The organism is Rhizobium sp. P1_B8, from assembly GCF_056406515.1.
In genome coordinates this window covers 104,168-119,497 of the sequence record NZ_JBFTZZ010000037.1, presented here as the reverse complement: position 1 = coordinate 119,497, position 15,330 = coordinate 104,168, and the positions used below count along the sequence as shown (strand labels likewise).

General features: G+C 60.7%; 15 protein-coding genes. 5 read left to right on the top strand and 10 right to left on the bottom strand.

The features are described from left to right. Positions 1 to 78 precede the first annotated feature (78 nt). From AC1D2N_RS31490 to AC1D2N_RS31470, 5 genes are all read left to right on the top strand, one after another. On the top strand, positions 79 to 2,400 hold the full coding sequence (locus AC1D2N_RS31490; protein WP_130654044.1) for an alpha-L-rhamnosidase: 2,322 nt from the start codon (positions 79 to 81) through the stop codon (positions 2,398 to 2,400). A 37-nt stretch (positions 2,401 to 2,437) separates the two neighbouring features. Continuing rightward, complete coding sequence (locus AC1D2N_RS31485; protein ID WP_130654045.1) at positions 2,438 to 3,721, top strand: ABC transporter substrate-binding protein; 1,284 nt, start codon at positions 2,438 to 2,440, stop codon at positions 3,719 to 3,721. 66 nt (positions 3,722 to 3,787) lie between these two features. Beyond that, positions 3,788 to 4,666 carry a carbohydrate ABC transporter permease gene (locus tag AC1D2N_RS31480; protein ID WP_027682928.1) on the top strand — a complete coding sequence of 293 codons (879 nt, stop codon included), beginning with the start codon at positions 3,788 to 3,790 and terminating at the stop codon, positions 4,664 to 4,666. Further along, a complete protein-coding gene (locus tag AC1D2N_RS31475) occupies positions 4,663 to 5,490 on the top strand; it encodes a carbohydrate ABC transporter permease (protein ID WP_130654046.1) in 828 nt (275 codons plus the stop codon). The genes AC1D2N_RS31480 and AC1D2N_RS31475 overlap by 4 nt, the downstream gene beginning before the upstream one ends. 4 nt (positions 5,491 to 5,494) lie before the next feature. Further along, complete coding sequence (locus AC1D2N_RS31470) at positions 5,495 to 6,472, top strand: ABC transporter ATP-binding protein (RefSeq protein ID WP_113542929.1); 978 nt, start codon at positions 5,495 to 5,497, stop codon at positions 6,470 to 6,472. Positions 6,473 to 6,515: 43 nt separating this feature from the next. Here AC1D2N_RS31470 and AC1D2N_RS31465 read toward each other — a convergent pair whose 3' ends face one another. The 10 genes from AC1D2N_RS31465 to AC1D2N_RS31420 all read right to left on the bottom strand — a co-directional run bounded on the left by AC1D2N_RS31465 (position 6,516) and on the right by AC1D2N_RS31420 (position 15,328). Then, a complete protein-coding gene (locus AC1D2N_RS31465; RefSeq protein ID WP_112907908.1) occupies positions 6,516 to 6,914 on the bottom strand; it encodes a type II toxin-antitoxin system VapC family toxin in 399 nt (132 codons plus the stop codon). Beyond that, the gene (locus AC1D2N_RS31460; protein ID WP_018246719.1) at positions 6,911 to 7,162 is read right to left on the bottom strand and encodes an AbrB/MazE/SpoVT family DNA-binding domain-containing protein; all 252 of its coding nucleotides are present in this window, start codon (positions 7,160 to 7,162) and stop codon (positions 6,911 to 6,913) included. The genes AC1D2N_RS31465 and AC1D2N_RS31460 overlap by 4 nt, the downstream gene beginning before the upstream one ends. 148 nt (positions 7,163 to 7,310) lie before the next feature. After that, entirely contained in the window at positions 7,311 to 8,111 is an 801-nt protein-coding gene (locus AC1D2N_RS31455) for a phosphate/phosphite/phosphonate ABC transporter substrate-binding protein (RefSeq protein ID WP_130654047.1), read from the bottom strand. Between the two features lie 40 nt (positions 8,112 to 8,151). Next, positions 8,152 to 9,606: an NAD-dependent succinate-semialdehyde dehydrogenase gene (locus tag AC1D2N_RS31450; protein WP_018446102.1), complete on the bottom strand. Its 1,455-nt coding sequence runs from the start codon at positions 9,604 to 9,606 to the stop codon at positions 8,152 to 8,154. Between the two features lie 10 nt (positions 9,607 to 9,616). Beyond that, a complete protein-coding gene (locus AC1D2N_RS31445) occupies positions 9,617 to 10,696 on the bottom strand; it encodes an ABC transporter ATP-binding protein (protein WP_018446103.1) in 1,080 nt (359 codons plus the stop codon). Next, entirely contained in the window at positions 10,693 to 11,493 is an 801-nt protein-coding gene (locus tag AC1D2N_RS31440) for an ABC transporter permease (RefSeq protein ID WP_018246715.1), read from the bottom strand. Before AC1D2N_RS31440 ends, AC1D2N_RS31445 begins: the two co-directional genes overlap by 4 nt. A gap of 1 nt (position 11,494) precedes the next feature. After that, positions 11,495 to 12,367 (bottom strand): ABC transporter permease, encoded by an 873-nt coding sequence (locus tag AC1D2N_RS31435; RefSeq protein ID WP_130654048.1) that lies wholly within the window; start codon positions 12,365 to 12,367, stop codon positions 11,495 to 11,497. 113 nt (positions 12,368 to 12,480) lie between these two features. Beyond that, entirely contained in the window at positions 12,481 to 13,491 is a 1,011-nt protein-coding gene (locus AC1D2N_RS31430; protein ID WP_018446105.1) for an ABC transporter substrate-binding protein, read from the bottom strand. Positions 13,492 to 13,535: 44 nt separating this feature from the next. Next, positions 13,536 to 13,859, bottom strand: coding sequence for an NIPSNAP family protein (locus AC1D2N_RS31425; RefSeq protein WP_130654049.1), 324 nt, complete (start codon positions 13,857 to 13,859; stop codon positions 13,536 to 13,538). A 5-nt stretch (positions 13,860 to 13,864) separates the two neighbouring features. After that, entirely contained in the window at positions 13,865 to 15,328 is a 1,464-nt protein-coding gene (locus AC1D2N_RS31420) for an aldehyde dehydrogenase (RefSeq protein WP_130654050.1), read from the bottom strand. Positions 15,329 to 15,330 lie beyond the last annotated feature (2 nt).

Genomic DNA, 15,330 nt, shown 5'->3' with positions numbered 1-15,330 from the left:
ACGAAAATTCTATTGCGCTTCCGAAGAAAATGTAGAACGTTATATGGAGAACGTTCTACAACTCGTCGGGAGGACTTGATGAACTTTCAGCCGGCAGCCATCAGCGGCAACCTCGTTTCGCGTGCCTGGTCCGGGGATATGATCGCGCCACTATCGGATGGCGGTCAGGGAACGGCCGCAAGCTTCGTCTCCAAGACTTTCGAACATGATGGCGCCAAGCTTCCCGTCGAGCTCTTTATATCAGCACTTGGCCTCTACCGCTGCTTCATCAACGGCGTTCGCGTCGGTGACGACCTGTTGACCCCGGGTTGGACGAACTACGACGATCGCCTTGCCTATCAGCGATACGACGTCTCCAACCTGCTCAAGCCGGGTCTCAACCGGATCGAGATCTGGCTTGCCGACGGATGGTATCGGTCGCCTTTGATGTGGGGCGCCCAGGCGATCCCGAATTGCTGGGGCGACAGGATCGGCGCTATTGCGGATCTGATCGGACCGGATGGCACCGTTCTTTCCACCGACACCTCATGGCGAAGCGGCCTTCTGCCGATCCTGAAATCCGGAATCTACTTCGGCGAAATCTACGATGCCCGCCAGGAAAACTACTTGGAGAGCCATGGCACCGAGAGATTGCCCTTTGACAGGGCGCTGCTTGTCGCGCACGAAACGGCTGCGGTGCGCGAGTTGCCGCCACTTGCCGCTGTCGAAAGCTGGACCGACGATGAGGGCAGGACCGTCTACGATTTCGGCCAGAATGCCGGCGGCTATGTCAGATACAAGGTCCGCGGCGCTGCCGGCGCCGAAGTCCGGGTGGAGCATTCGGAGGTACTCGGCCCCGATCGTCATTTCGACAATCGCAACTATCGCACTGCCGCGGCACATACCGTCTACACGCTGCGGGGAGACGGCGATGAGACCTACGCACCGCATTTCACCTTCCACGGCTTCCGTTATGCCCGGGTGACGATCGAGGGCGATGCGAAGATCCTCGCAATCGCGTCCATCCCGATCTCGTCGGTGCCTGAGCCCGCCGGCGGTTTCACTTCGGGCAATGCGCTGGTCAATCGCCTCGTCGAGAATACCATCTGGTCGCAGCGCGCCAATTTCGTCGAAGTTCCAACCGATTGCCCGCAGCGCGATGAACGCCTGGGCTGGACGGGCGACGCCCAGGTATTTGCCGCAGCCGCATGCTGGCTGAGCGACAGCCAATCGTTTCTCAGGAAGTATCTGCGGGATGTGATGGCTGATCAGCGCGAGGATGGCGCCGTCTCGCACTTTTCACCGGATCCGACGCGCTTGCATCCGGCCAATTTCCCGGGCTATGCCGGCTCGACCGGCTGGGGCGACGCGATCGTCGTCATCCCCTGGGTACTCTACACCCATTACGGCGACCGGGCCGTCCTGTCGGAGTGCCTGGATTCCATGGTGCGCTGGGTCGATTTCGTCTGGTCGATCTCGGATGGTCCGCTCGTGCGTCCGCCCTCGCGTTGGGGCGACCGCGGCTTCACCTTCGGCGACTGGCTGCAGCCGGTCGGCGACAACCGGAAGCCTCGTCCGACGATTGCTGACGACTGCGCGGCCACGCTTTACCACTTCATCTCGACCGACCTTCTGGCAAAGATCGCAGCCACTCTCGGCGAGCATGCGCTTGAAGAAAAGATGAAACAGCGCGCAAACGAGATCCAGCGGGCATTCACCAACGAGTTCATCACGCCGGCAGGACGGCTCGCACACAACGACCAGACGTCCTATGCGCTTGCCTTCCTCCACGACCTGATACCGGCGGAGCACACGCAAGCCGCACAGCAGCATTTCCGGCAGGTGATCATCGATGCCGACTACAAGATCGGCACCGGCTTCATCGGCACGCCGGCCCTGTTGCCGGCCCTGACGAAGCTCGGCATGGACGATCTTGCCGAAAAAGTCTTCCTGCAGGAGGATGTGCCGGGCTGGCTCTACCAGGTGTCGAAGGGGGCGACGACGATCTGGGAGCGGTGGGATTCCATGGCGCCTGACGGCACGATCTACGAACCCGACATGAACAGCTACAACCACTATGCCTATGGCGCTGTCTGCCAGTGGCTGTTCGAAAGCATCGCCGGAATTTCGCCGAGCCCGAGCGCACCCGGATTTGCCGAGGTGATCGTCGATCCCGCGCCGATTCCGTCCCTTTCGCCGGTTTCGGCCTATCATGATATCAGCCAGGGACGCATCGAGGCCGGCTGGCAGTGTGACGGCAACAAGGTCACCTATGTGCTGACGCTTCCGGAAGGCTGCATCGGCCGGTTCCGGCCCGGAAAACGGCATCAAAACCCGTCGCTCAACGGAGAGCCTGTCGTCGAGGAAGCCGTTCTTCCCCCTGGAACGCACCAGCTGGTCTTTTCCCTACCCAATTCTTGAGGAGCATACACGTCACACCGTTCAGAGGAGGAACGTCATGACACATCGGATAAAACTCATTCTTGCGGGCGCCTCCGCGCTTTTGGCACTGGTCGCGGCTGGTCCGTCACATGCAGACACCACGCTGTCATTCCTGATCGACAACAACCCGGACACCGTCGCGGCAGCCGAGGCACTCGTTGCCGCCTATCAGGCAAAGGCGCCTGGCGTGACGATCGAAATCGAGCCGCGGGCCGGTGGCGGCGAAGGCGACAACATCATCAAGACGCGCCTGGCGACGGGCGAGATGTCAGATGTGTTTCTCTACAATTCCGGCTCGCTGCTGCAGGCGCTGAAGCCGACACAGACGCTTGTCGATCTGAGCGACCTGTCGTCGCAAGCGAAGGTCGACGAAGGTTTCAAATCGGTCGTCCGTGCCGATGGCAAGGTCTATGGGGTTCCCTTCGGCACGGCGATGGCGGGCGGGATCCTCTACAACAGGAAAATCTATCAGGACCTCGGCCTCTCCGTCCCGAAGACATGGGCGGACTTCATGGCGAACAACGCGAAGGTCAAAGCTGCCGGAAAAGTCGCCGTGGCGCAGACCTATCGCGATACCTGGACCTCGCAGCTGTTCGTTCTGGCTGACTATTACAACCTGCACGCGGCCGTACCGAACTTCGCCGCGGACTATACCGCCAACAAGGCAAAATACGCAGAGACGCCTGCGGCCCTGAAGGGCTTCGAACGGCTGAAGGACGTTCACGACGCCGGTCTGATGAACGAAGATTTCGGCGCGGCAAGCTACGACGATGGCCTGAGAATGGTGGCAACCGGCGAGGCAGCGCATTATCCGATGCTGAGCTTCGCGGTCGGCGCGCTCAAACAGAATTATCCAGAAAACCTCAACGATGTCGGCTTTTTCGCGCAGCCGAGCGACGACGCCGCAACCAACGGCTTGACGGTCTGGATGCCGCCAGCCCTTTACATTCCGTTGACCAGCCAGCACGCCGAGGAAGCGCGGAAATTCGTCGATTTCGCGGGAAGCGTCGAGGCCTGCAAGATCATGGTGGAAACCAATGCCGTTCAGGGGCCTTCCCTGATCGACGGCTGCGACCTGCCAGCCAGCGTACCGCCTGCGATAAAGGACATGCTCCCCTATTTCGAGGCCAAGGACAAAACGACCCCGGCGCTGGAATTCGTGTCGCCGATCAAGGGACCGGCTCTCGAGCAGATCACCGTCGAAGTCGGCTCCGGTATTCGCCAGCCGGCCGACGCGGCAAAGCTCTATGACGACGACGTGCGCAAGCAGGCCAAGCAGCTCGGCCTGCCCAACTGGTAGCTGCCTTTCGGGTCAATTAACCTCGCTCCTCAAGGGGCGAGGTTCCACCCGATCGAAGAGGTAGTCATGACCGAGACACGCCCCCGCTCGCGCAAATCGCCCTACCCGCTGTGGTTTTTCATTCCGGCCGCAATCATCTACGGCGTGCTGTTTCTGGTTCCCACGGTATCCTCTCTCTGGTTCAGCCTCACACGCTGGGATCTTTCGACCGCCGAATTCATCGGGCTCGAAAATTTTCAGCAATTCTTTTCCGAACCATTCCTGGTCAAGGGACTGGTCAACACGCTGATCTATGCCGTGACGACATCCGGCCTGAAGACGGTCTGCGGGCTGCTGCTTGCCGTGCTCCTGACCAGCAATATCTTTGCCCGCGGCTTCCTGCGCACGCTGGTCTTCTTTCCCGTCCTGGTCTCGACGATCGGTATCGGCATCACCTTCACGGTGATGATGCATCCGACCAAGGGCATCATCAATGTCACGCTCGAGACGCTCGGCATTCCCGGCCCGGGATGGCTCACCAATCCGGCGCTGGCGTTATTTTCGGTGGCTTTGGTCGATGTCTGGAAGGGTGTCGGCCTCGCCACCTTGATCTTCATCGCCGGGCTTGCCGCGATCAGCCCCGATTATTATGAGGCCGCGCGGATTGACGGCGCCACGCGTCTCCAGCAATTTTTCCGGATCACCCTGCCGCTCGTGCGTCCCGCCACTGTCATCGTGGTGACATTGTCGTTGATCGGCGGGCTTCGATCCTTCGATCTGATATGGGCCATGACCCGCGGCGGGCCTGGTTTCTCCTCGGATGTGATCGCCTCGGTCATCTATAAGCAGTACCAGGCGGGTTTTTACGGCCTGTCGACGGCCGGAAACGTCATCCTGTTTGCGCTGATCGCCGTAATCATCCTGCCATTCACCCTGTGGTTCAACCGGCGCGAGGTCGAGGAATGAGAAACGTCCGCCCTTACGTGACCGGCGCGATAGCCCTTGCGGTGGCGGCCGTCATCTTCGTCATGCCCTTCGTTTTCGTCGCTCTCCAGGCGGTCAAATCGAAATCCGAAGCCTCTCGCCTCGATTTCGAATTGCCCGAACATTGGCTGTTCTGGGATAATCTGGTCGCCGTCTTCAAGGCGCGCGACTACCAGCTCGCGCTCGCCTATTTCAACTCCACGCTGATCACCGTGGCCTCCGTCACGATCCTGATCCTGCTGTCGGCAATGGTCGGATATGTGATGCAGCGCCGCAAGACCGTCTGGAACAAGGTGGCCTCCATTGCCCTGTTCATGGGTCTGATGATGCCCCCAGCCGTCGTACCCACCATCGGCCTCTTGCAGGAGATCGGTCTCTTCAAGACCATGACCGGGATGATCCTGATCCAGGTCGCCTATAATCTCTCGTTCTCGACATTGCTCTACCGGTCGTTCATTTCGACCATACCACGCGACCTTGACGAGGCGGCGCTGATCGATGGCGCCAAACCCCGACAGATTTTCTTCAGAGTGATCCTGCCGCTGCTGAAGCCGGTGACCGTCACCAACATCGTCGTGCAGTCGATCGCGATCTTCAACGATTTTACCAACCCGCTCTACTACCTTCCCGGCAAGGAGAACGTGACCGTGCAGCTGACGCTCTATAATTTCCAGAGCATGTATACGAGCCAGTACAATCTCCTCTTCATGAATATCCTCCTCGTGACGATCCCGCCGCTGATTGTCTTCATCTTCTTCAACCGGCAGATCGTCGCCGGCATGACGGCCGGCGCAGTAAAAGGGTAACCGAATGGCTGAGCTCACTCTCAAGCAAGTTCGCAAGAGCTTTGGCGCCCTTGAAGTCATCAAGGGAATCGATCTGGAGGTTGCCTCCGGCGAGTTCGTCGTTTTCGTCGGCCCGTCTGGATGCGGAAAATCGACGTTGCTGCGGATCATCGCCGGCCTGGAAGAATCGACTGCAGGCACGCTGACCATCGGCGGCAAGGACGTGACCTATGCCGAACCCTCCGAGCGCGGTATTGCCATGGTGTTCCAGAGCTACGCGCTCTACCCGCATATGACCGTCGCCGAGAATATCGGCTTCGGCCTTTCACTCGCCCGCCGCCCAAAGGCGGAAATCGCCGCCAAGGTCGCGGCGACGGCTGAAACGCTGCAGCTCACCCAGCTGCTGGAGAGAAAGCCGAAAGCGCTCTCCGGCGGCCAGAGGCAGCGCGTCGCCATCGGCCGCGCGATCATCCGCGATCCCAAGGTCTTCCTGTTCGACGAGCCGCTCTCCAATCTCGACGCTTCGCTCAGAGCCCAGATGCGTCTTGAGATCGCCGATCTGCACGCCCGCCTGAAATCGACGATGATCTACGTTACCCACGACCAGGTCGAGGCCATGACGATGGCAGACAAGATCGTCGTCCTGAACGGCGGCGCGGTCGAGCAGATCGGCAGCCCGATGGAACTCTATCGCACTCCGGCAACACCATTCGTCGCCGGATTCATCGGCAGCCCGAAGATGAACCTCTATGGTGGCGAGACCGCGCGGCGAATGAACTGCACGACCTACGGCATTCGCCCGGAACATATCAGGCTTTCGGAAGGTGCCGGGCAGTGGCAGGGCAGGATCCGGCATCTCGAGCGGCTTGGCGCCGACGCGATCCTCTACCTCGACGTCCCCGAACTCGGTGAGATGGTGGTGCGCGCCGAAGGCGAGACGCCATTTGCGCCTGGAATGACAGTCTGGGCAAATCCGGTCGAAGGAGCGGAACATCGGTTCTGAGGCTAACGCCTGCCCGCCGTCTCGCTCATGAGCCTGCGGAATTTCAGGCGAGAAGACGCGCGGGTTGGCCTTGGCGGATTACCAGCTCGACCGCCTGCTTGTCGAAAGTTACGAAGCTCTCGCCGCCAAGCCATGCTCCTTCATGGGCGATCACGCCATCTGCAAAATCGCCACCCGCCTCCAGCATGGCCAGTCCTGCTTCGACCGCAGGACGGTTCATCGCCACATTGCCCGCGTTGAGCAGGTCGTGGATCGTCTGTGAAACATCTTCCTTTGATAGCCTGGCTCCTCGACGCAGTATCCAGACCAGTTCACATAAGCTCGGCAGGGAAACCGCGATCAGTGATGCTTCCCTGAGGAGCTTTGCCGCTGCCCTTCCCTGCTCAGCATTATCCTGCAAGACGGCTCGAGCAAGAATGTTGGTATCGACTGAAACTTTCATTCCTCGCCGGCCCAGCCCGAAGCCGCGATTTCGTTCATCTCTTCGATGGTCAACGGTTTTTTCATCTTGCCAGCATGCCGTCCGATAAAGTCCTCGATTGTCCCCGTCGGACGAGCAGCCCTTACCCGCAGCTCGCCCCCAGGCAGCTTGTCGAATTCGATCCGCTCCCCCGGTTTGACCCCAAGATGCGTCAGCAAATCCCGTCTCAGCGTGATTTGCCCTTTCATTGTGACGGCAAGGGAAGCCATGGAAAATCTCCGAACTTTAAACCCATACAAAAGTAATGGAATTTTTCCTTACATTCAAGTTTCGAGTGATACGGACTTGCCTTCACCTGCCTAGTTCGTGTGGCTCACTCCCAACCGAAGAAAAAGTCGGGAAAAATTCGTCTGCCGCTCAAGCTCTCAATTGCGGCAATGCATCGCCGGCAAGCGATAAGAGCGGCGCATAGTCGGCTTCGGAAAGCACTGAAAAATCAACGAGCCCGAGTGTAGCGCGCATAGGTGCCAGCGATGGCTCCTTGATCGCGGCGTCAAGCGCATTTCGCAGCAGAAGGATTCTCTCGTCCGATGCATCGCCTGAGGTGATGAAGGGCAGACCGGGGCCTTTGGGCGTTTCGGCGATGATGCGGACCGCTTGGAGATGGCCGGGATCGAAGCGGCGAATATTCGCATAAGTGACGCAGTCAATGGCCGCACTGTCAGCCCTGCCTTCGGCGACTGCCCCGATGCTGCCGCGGTGGCTGCCGGTTTCGATAATCCGGCCGAAGAAGCGACCGCTGTCGGCAAGCGGAGCGACCGCTGCGCGAAAGAAATTGCTGCCGGAATTGCTGTCAGGGCTGTTGATCGCAGCCGTGGTGCCCCGCAAATCCGCCAGCGAGCAAAGGGGAGAATCCTTGCGGACGACAATGAAGCTGCGCATCAGCGGACCGTCGCAGCCAGGATGGTCATAGATCGGCGTCGCCACTAGGCGGACCCTGCCTCGCAGGCTCCTGGCAAAGGGATAGCCGCATGCCTGCGAGAGAAGAAGATCCGGCCTCAACCAGGCTTCGTCATAGGGAACCGTCCGATCGAGTTTTTCAGGCAAGCCCTTGAGGCCGGCATTCGCGAGATAATGCCGGAGGAACGACCAGAACTCAGCCGTCGCATCCGCGAGCGGCTCCGATGTGACATACATGGCGATGCTGACGAGAGGCATTCTGGTCTTTCCCTGCGACGAGGCGCAAGCATCGACCAGATCAGGCAATGCCGCCGAGGCATACATATTTAAGCTCGGTGTATTCGTCCAATCCGTGCCTCGACCCTTCGCGACCGAGACCCGACATCTTCACGCCACCGAACGGAGCCTCAGCCGTGGAGACAAGACCGGTATTGACGCCGACCATCCCATATTCGAGGGCTTCGGCGACGCGAAATACCCGCGACAGATCGCGGGCGTAAAAATACGAAGCAAGCCCGAACTCGGTGTCGTTTGCCTGTTCGATGACGTCCTGCTCGTCGCGGAAGCGAAAAAGCGGTGCAAGCGGCCCGAAGGTTTCCTCGCGCGCGACCTGCATGCCGGCAGCGACATCGCGCAGGATTGTCGGCTCGAAGAAATGGCCGCCAAGCGCGTGGCGCTTGCCGCCCAAGACGATCCCGGCCCCCTTTGCAACGGCATCGCTGATATGGCTTTCGACCTTGGCGACGGCGTTGTCGTCGATCAGCGGGCCAAGCACGACGTCGCGGTCGAGACCGTTGCCGACCTTCAGGCCCGAAACCGCCGCGGCGAGCTTGGCGGCAAACGCCTCGTAGACGCCGTCCTGGACATAAAGCCGATTGGCGCAGACGCAGGTCTGGCCGTTGTTGCGGAACTTGGCGATGAGCGCGCCTTCGACGGCGGCGTCGAGATCGGCATCGTCGAACACGATGAAGGGGGCATTGCCGCCAAGCTCGAGACCGAGCTTTTTGATCGTCGGCGCGCATTGCCGGTAAAGCAGCTCGCCCGTCCGGGTGGAGCCCGTGAACGTCAGGACCCGAACGTCACGGCTTGCCGTCAGCGCCCCGCCAATTGCCGCTGCGTCACCCGTGACGATGTTGAGAAGCCCSGGCGGCAGGCCGGCACGCTCACCGAGAACGGCGATGGCGATGGCGGAGAATGGCGTCTGCAGCGCCGGCTTGAGAACGACGGCACAGCCGGCGGCAAGCGCGGGGCCAATCTTGCGGGTGATCATCGCGTTCGGAAAATTCCAGGGCGTGATGGCGGCCACTACGCCTGCAGGCTGGCGCAGGACGAGGATCCGCTTGTCGGCCTGATGTCCAGGGATGGTCTCGCCGTTGATGCGTCTCGCCTCTTCGGCGAACCATTCGATGAAGCTCGCGCCATAGGTGATCTCCCCCTTGGCCTCGGCCAGGGGTTTTCCCTGCTCCAGCGTCAGGATCATCGCCAGATCGTCGCGGTTTTCGATCATCAGCCGATGCCAAGCCTTCAGAACGGCGGCGCGCTCCCCGGCGGTCTTCCTCGCCCAAAGCTTCTGGGCAATCACGGCGGCGCGGATGGCGTCCTCCGTTTCCGCGGCACCGAGATCAGGGACCACCCCCAGCGGTTCGCCTGTCGCCGGATTGCGGACCGTCGCCGCCTTGCGGCCTTCCGTTTCGATCCAGCGATCGGCGATGGGGCATGCCTGACGGAACAGCGAGGGATCATTGAGCTTCATATGACAACTTTCAACAGAATACGTGAGCGGCACCGGGATCGAAATTCAGATGGACTATATCTCCGCGGCTGAGCCCCGCGATAGCCTCGTGACCGAACGGCAGGCGAACCGCCAGCGCCTCGCCTGTTGCCGTCTCGGTGGAGACATGAATATTGTTGCCGAGAAAGGTAATGTCGCTTACCGTTGCGGCAAGGCCCGCTTCCGCCGCTTGGGCGCGCGACAATCGAATGCGTTCAGGCCTCAGCATCAGGGCTGCCCTCGTCCCGGAGGTTCCTTTTCCATGCACCGGAATATGATTGAAGACGCTCCCGCCGCCAAGCGAAATGGTAGCCTGCCCATCGGAGGATGACAGCAGGTCGCATGAAATGAAGTCGCTGTCGCCGATGAATTCGGCAACGAAGCGGGTCCGCGGATTGGCGTAGAGTTCCGGCCCCGTGCCGATCTGGTCGATGACGCCCTTGGAAAAGACGGCGATGCGGTCGGAGAGCCGCAACGCCTCCTCCTGGTCGTGCGTGACATAGAGGATCGTCACTTCGGTCTGCTGATGGATCCGGCGTATTTCATGCTGGATTTCCTCGCGCAGCTTCTTGTCGAGCGCCGACAGCGGCTCGTCCATCAGAAGCACCGGCGGATCATAGGCAAGGGCTCTGGCAAGGGCGACACGCTGCTGCTGGCCGCCGGACATTTGCGCGGGCTTGCGATCCTCGAAGCCTTCGAGCCTGACGAGGCGCAGCATCTCCTTCACCTTGCTATCGACCTCGGCTTTGGACTTGCGCCGGACCTTCAGCGGGAATGCGATGTTTTCGCCTACCGTCAGGTGCGGAAACAGGGTGTAGCGCTGGAACACCATGCCGATGTTGCGCTTGTGCGACGGCGTGGCGAGCAGGGTCTTGCCCTCCAGCGTGATGTCGCCTTTCGTCGGAGTTTCAAAACCGGCCAGGATGTAGAGGGTCGTGCTTTTCCCGGATCCGGACGGTCCGAGAAAGGTCAGGAACTCCCCGCGCCGAACGTCGAGATTGACGTCGTGGACGGCAACGACAGGGCCGTATTCCTTGCGTATTCCGCGGATCTGAAGGAATGGTTCTTTCATTGTTTCAGTACCTTACGCACGACGGCAACCAGCGCCATCAAGATGATCGTCAAAAGGATGAGAAGGGTCGACGCCGCAGCGACAACCGGCGTCAGGTCTTGCCGCAGCGTCGCCCACACTTTTACCGGCAGCGTCTGCAGCGTCGGGCTGGACATGAAGATCGCCACCACCACCTCGTCCCAGGATGTCAGGAACGAGAAGACGGCCGCCGAAAATAGCCCATGGCTAATCGCAGGCAGGGTCACCCTGATCTTTGCTTCCAGAGGCGAGGCCCCGCACAGAACCGCCGCGTCCTCGATCGACTTGTCGAAGCCCTCCAGCGCACTTGAGATGGACAGGATCGAGAAGGGCAGCGCGAGAACGAGGTGCGAAATGACGAAGCCTACCAACGTGCCGCCAAGGCCGATCCTCAGGAAGAAGGCATAAAGGGCAACCGCAAGGACCACGACGGGAAGGATCATCGGCGTCAGGAACAGCGCTTTCAGCGCATCGCGGAACAGGAACGAACCGCGCACCAGCCCGAAGGAGGTCACGAGCCCGAGCAGCACCGACAGGATCGTCACGATGACCGCGATCTTGAAGCTCGTCCAGGCTGATTCCAGCCAGCGCGGATCGGCAAAGAGCTCGCTGTACCATTGAAACGTCCAGCCGGGCGGCGGAAAGATCAGCCACTGCGAGGAGCCGAAGGACAGGGCGGCGATAAAGACGATCGGCAGCAGCAGAAAGGCCGCAGTCAGAACCGTTATCGTCAGCAGCATGTATTTCCACCAGCCGAGGCGGTCGAAATTGAGCAACATATCAACGCCCTCCCGGGTTCTGGTTGCCGACGAAGCGCAGCTGCACGGCATAGAGCGACAGGGTCACCACGAGGAGAACCAGCGCCGCAGCACCTCCCATGCCCCAGTTGACCAACGACTGCACGAATTGCGCGATCAACTCTGCGAGCATCATGTTCGCAGTGCCGCCGAGAAGCGATGGCGTGACGAAATAACCAAGCGACATGACGAAGACCATGAGGGCACCGGCCGCCATGCCAGGCATGGCCAAGGGCAGCAGGACACGGGTCAGGCACTGCCACCGGTTGGCTCCGCAAAGTGCTGCCGCCTGCAGGGTCGACGGGTCGATCTTCTTGATCACGCCGTAGAGCGGCAGGATGATGAAGGGCAGCATGATATAGGTCATGCCGATCGTCACCCCGGTCAGGTTGTTGACGAGCGCCAAGGGCTTGTCGATCAGCCCCATTCCGATCAGCATCTTGTTGATGAGCCCCGTCCGCTGCAAAAGCACCATCCAGGCATAGGTGCGGGCAAGCAGGTTGGTCCACATCGACAGGAGCAGGATCGCAAAGATCACCGACGTCAGGCGGCCGGGCATGATCGCCAGTGCCCAGGCGACGGGAAATCCGATCAGCAGCGAAATCACCGTGACGAGACCGGAGACGATGAAGGTGTTGGCGAAAATCTTCAGATAGGTCGCGGACCCGATCAGCTGGGCATAGTTTCCAAAGCCCGGAACAGGTTCCAGCACGCTGCGCAACAAGAGCACCGCCACCGGCGCGATGAAAAAGATCGCCACGAAGGCGAGAGCCGGAACGACTCCGCCAAAACCCGTTGCCCTGCGCGCCTTTGGCAGGGGCATGATTGCGCCGGAGGCATCGCTATATGTCGACATGACAGTCCTTCCCACCCGCCAATTTCCACAGGCGCCGAGGTCCAACAAACGGGCACTAGCGCTGCGGCAGGCACGGCGAACATTCGCCGTGCCTGATCATCTCAAGTTTCAGGCTATTTCGCCTGCCAGGCGTACCATTTCTCGCCGATGGCATCGCGATTATCAGCCCAATAGTTCATGTCGGCATTCACCTGGCTTGCCGTCTGCTGATCCGGCAGGGTCTTGGCCGTCTCCGGATCCATCAGCTTGGCCGAGTCAACATTGATTGGTGCATATCCGGTGGCTTTTGCAAGGGCGGCCTGCGGTTCGGCCGAGGTCGCCATTGCAATGAACTTCATCGCGGCTTCCGCGTTCGGCGAACCCTTCGGCACGACGAGTGAATCCGCGGCGGTGATGTTCTGTTCCCATGAGGTCTCGGTCTTGATACCGCTCGCCGCAAGCGCGGTCATGCGGCCATTCCAGACACTGCCGAAGGGAGCCTCGGCGGATGCCAGAAGCTGCTGCGACTGTGCGCCGCCCGACCACCAGACGATATCCGATTTGATCGTATCGAGCTTCTTGAAGGCGCGGTCGAGATCAAGCGGATAGAGCTTGTCGGCAGCCACGCCGTCGGCAAGCAGCGCCGCTTCGATCACGCCGGGAGCCGACCATTTGTAAAATGTGCGCTTTCCCGGAAACTTTGCCGTGTCAAACAGGTCCGCCCATGTCTTTGGGCAGGCGCTGACGGCATCGGCATTGCAGCCGATCACGAAGGAATAATAGAAGCTGCCGACCGAATAATCGGTTACGAAGCGCGGATCGAGCTTGGATTTATCGATGACGGAGAAATCGAGTTTCTCGAGCTGGCCATTCTTGCCGGCCTGAGCGGCATAGTCGCCTTCGACGTCGACCACGTCCCAGGTAACCTGACCGGCCTCGACCATCGCCTTGAGCTTGCCGTAGTCCGTCGGTCCGTCCTGTACGACGGTGATACCGGTCTTCTCGGTGAACGGGCTGGCCCATGCTGCCTTCTGCGCGTCCTGGGTCGTTCCTCCCCAGCTCGAGAAGACCATGTTGTCGGCGTGCGCCGGTCCGGACACAGCCACGAATGCGGCAACCGCCGCGAAAGCAAATGTTGTTTTCATGTTCCCTTATCCTTGTTCTGGTTTGTCCTGTATGCCTTATGCCGTCAGTGCGCCTCGCTCCTGGGAGAAAAGTTAGCTGGCTTCATAATCTTGTTTTCCGCCACCTCGATGAGATCGCGGATCTTGGGCAGGAAGGCCTGCCACCGGGGATCGGCCAAAAGCCTCTGGCGCCTCGCTTCCCGGTCGTCCAAGCTCGCAAAGGCCCAGATGTGGACGATTTCGTTGATCGTCCCGATCTCCGAAAAGAAGTAGCCGACGAGCGTGCCGAGATGGCTCTTCTGGATCTCGATCCCCTCTTCCTCGACGATCTTGAGATATTGCGGGATCGTGCCGTTCTTCAGTCGATAGGTGCGGATCTCGTAAAACATCGGCGCTACCTCATCACGAAGGGATCGGGGATCGGATCGTCCGATGTCCTGAGCCAGATCGTCTTGGTGCGGGTATAGTCGAGCGCCGCGGCCATGCCGCCTTCCCTGCCATGGCCAGACAGGCCGAAACCGCCGAACGGCGCGATCGGTGATACCACGCGGTAGGTGTTGACCCAGACGATCCCGGCACGGAGCCCCTTCATCAGCCGGTGCGCCCGGGTGAGGTTCTGGGTGAAGACGCCGGAAGCCAGGCCATAACGGGTATCGTTGGCGAGCCGCAGCGCCTCGGCCTCCGTCTCGAACGACACGACGGACAGGACCGGTCCGAAGAATTCCTCGATCAGGGACGGCGAGGCGACATCGTCGCAATCGAGAATCGTCGGCGGGAAATAATAGCCGTCGCCGTCGATCTTGCTTCCGCCCGTGACGAGGCGGGCGCCGCTTTCAATCGACTTGGCGACGAGGGCGCCGATATTGTCCTGCTGGCGCTTGGTGGCAAGCGGGCCGACTTCTGTCGCCATATCGAGCGGAGCACCGATCCGGATCGCCTCCGCCTTCTCACGCAGCATGGCGACGAACTTGTCCTTGATGCTGCGTTCGACGATCAGCCGCGATCCGGCAACGCAGCTCTGCCCCGTCGCGGCGAAGATGCCCGCGACCTGAGCATTGGCAGCGCTCTCGAGATCCGCGTCGGCAAAGACGATGAATGGCGACTTGCCGCCAAGTTCAAGCGAGGTGGAGGCGAGGTTTTCGGCCGAGTTGCGAACGACGTGCCGGGCGGTTTCTGGACCGCCGGTAAAAGCGACGTGCGCGACCTTCGGATGGCGGCCGAGGGCGGCGCCGCAGGAGGCGCCGAAACCCGTGATGATGTTGATGACGCCGGCGGGAAAGCCTGCCTCGTGCACGAGCCGCGCAAATTCGAGAAGCGGCGCCGGCCCATCTTCCGAGGCCTTGACCACCATCGTGCAGCCGGCCGCAAGCGCCGGGCCGATCTTCACCGCCGACAGGAAGAGCTGGCTGTTCCACGGCACGACCATCGCAACGACGCCGATCGGCTCGCGGCGAAGCCAGACATCCATGTCGGGCTTGTCGATCGGCAGGTAGGCGCCTTCGATCTTGTCGGCGATACCGGCATAATAGCGATAGTATTCGGCGACATAAGCGATCTGCGCAGATGTCTCGCGGATGATCTTGCCGGTGTCGCGTGTCTCCAGTTCTGCGAGGATCTGCGCGTTGGCGGCAACCAGGTCGGCCAGCTTGTAGAGCAGCTTGCCGCGTTGCGTGGCCGTCAGTTTCGGCCAGGCGCCTTCGTAAAGCGCCCTGTCGGCCGCGTTGACAGCCCGATCGACATCCCCTTCGCGCGCTTCGGGCATATCAGCCCAGACCGCGCCGGAGGCTGGATCGATGCTCGGATAGCTGGCCTCGCCATCCGAGAATTCGCCGTCGATGTAGTGCTGGAAACGCCGCATGG

Coding starts and splice junctions, on each gene's coding strand:
- AC1D2N_RS31465 (WP_112907908.1), bottom strand. CDS start 6,914: ATGAAAGTTTCAGTCGATACCAACATTCTTGCTCGAGCCGTCTTGCAG.
- AC1D2N_RS31430 (WP_018446105.1), bottom strand. CDS start 13,491: ATGAAAACAACATTTGCTTTCGCGGCGGTTGCCGCATTCGTGGCTGTG.
- AC1D2N_RS31470 (WP_113542929.1), top strand. CDS start 5,495: ATGGCTGAGCTCACTCTCAAGCAAGTTCGCAAGAGCTTTGGCGCCCTT.
- AC1D2N_RS31480 (WP_027682928.1), top strand. CDS start 3,788: ATGACCGAGACACGCCCCCGCTCGCGCAAATCGCCCTACCCGCTGTGG.
- AC1D2N_RS31455 (WP_130654047.1), bottom strand. CDS start 8,111: ATGCCTCTCGTCAGCATCGCCATGTATGTCACATCGGAGCCGCTCGCG.
- AC1D2N_RS31475 (WP_130654046.1), top strand. CDS start 4,663: ATGAGAAACGTCCGCCCTTACGTGACCGGCGCGATAGCCCTTGCGGTG.
- AC1D2N_RS31490 (WP_130654044.1), top strand. CDS start 79: ATGAACTTTCAGCCGGCAGCCATCAGCGGCAACCTCGTTTCGCGTGCC.
- AC1D2N_RS31435 (WP_130654048.1), bottom strand. CDS start 12,367: ATGTCGACATATAGCGATGCCTCCGGCGCAATCATGCCCCTGCCAAAG.
- AC1D2N_RS31420 (WP_130654050.1), bottom strand. CDS start 15,328: ATGCGGCGTTTCCAGCACTACATCGACGGCGAATTCTCGGATGGCGAG.
- AC1D2N_RS31460 (WP_018246719.1), bottom strand. CDS start 7,162: ATGGCTTCCCTTGCCGTCACAATGAAAGGGCAAATCACGCTGAGACGG.
- AC1D2N_RS31485 (WP_130654045.1), top strand. CDS start 2,438: ATGACACATCGGATAAAACTCATTCTTGCGGGCGCCTCCGCGCTTTTG.
- AC1D2N_RS31440 (WP_018246715.1), bottom strand. CDS start 11,493: ATGTTGCTCAATTTCGACCGCCTCGGCTGGTGGAAATACATGCTGCTG.
- AC1D2N_RS31425 (WP_130654049.1), bottom strand. CDS start 13,859: ATGTTTTACGAGATCCGCACCTATCGACTGAAGAACGGCACGATCCCG.
- AC1D2N_RS31445 (WP_018446103.1), bottom strand. CDS start 10,696: ATGAAAGAACCATTCCTTCAGATCCGCGGAATACGCAAGGAATACGGC.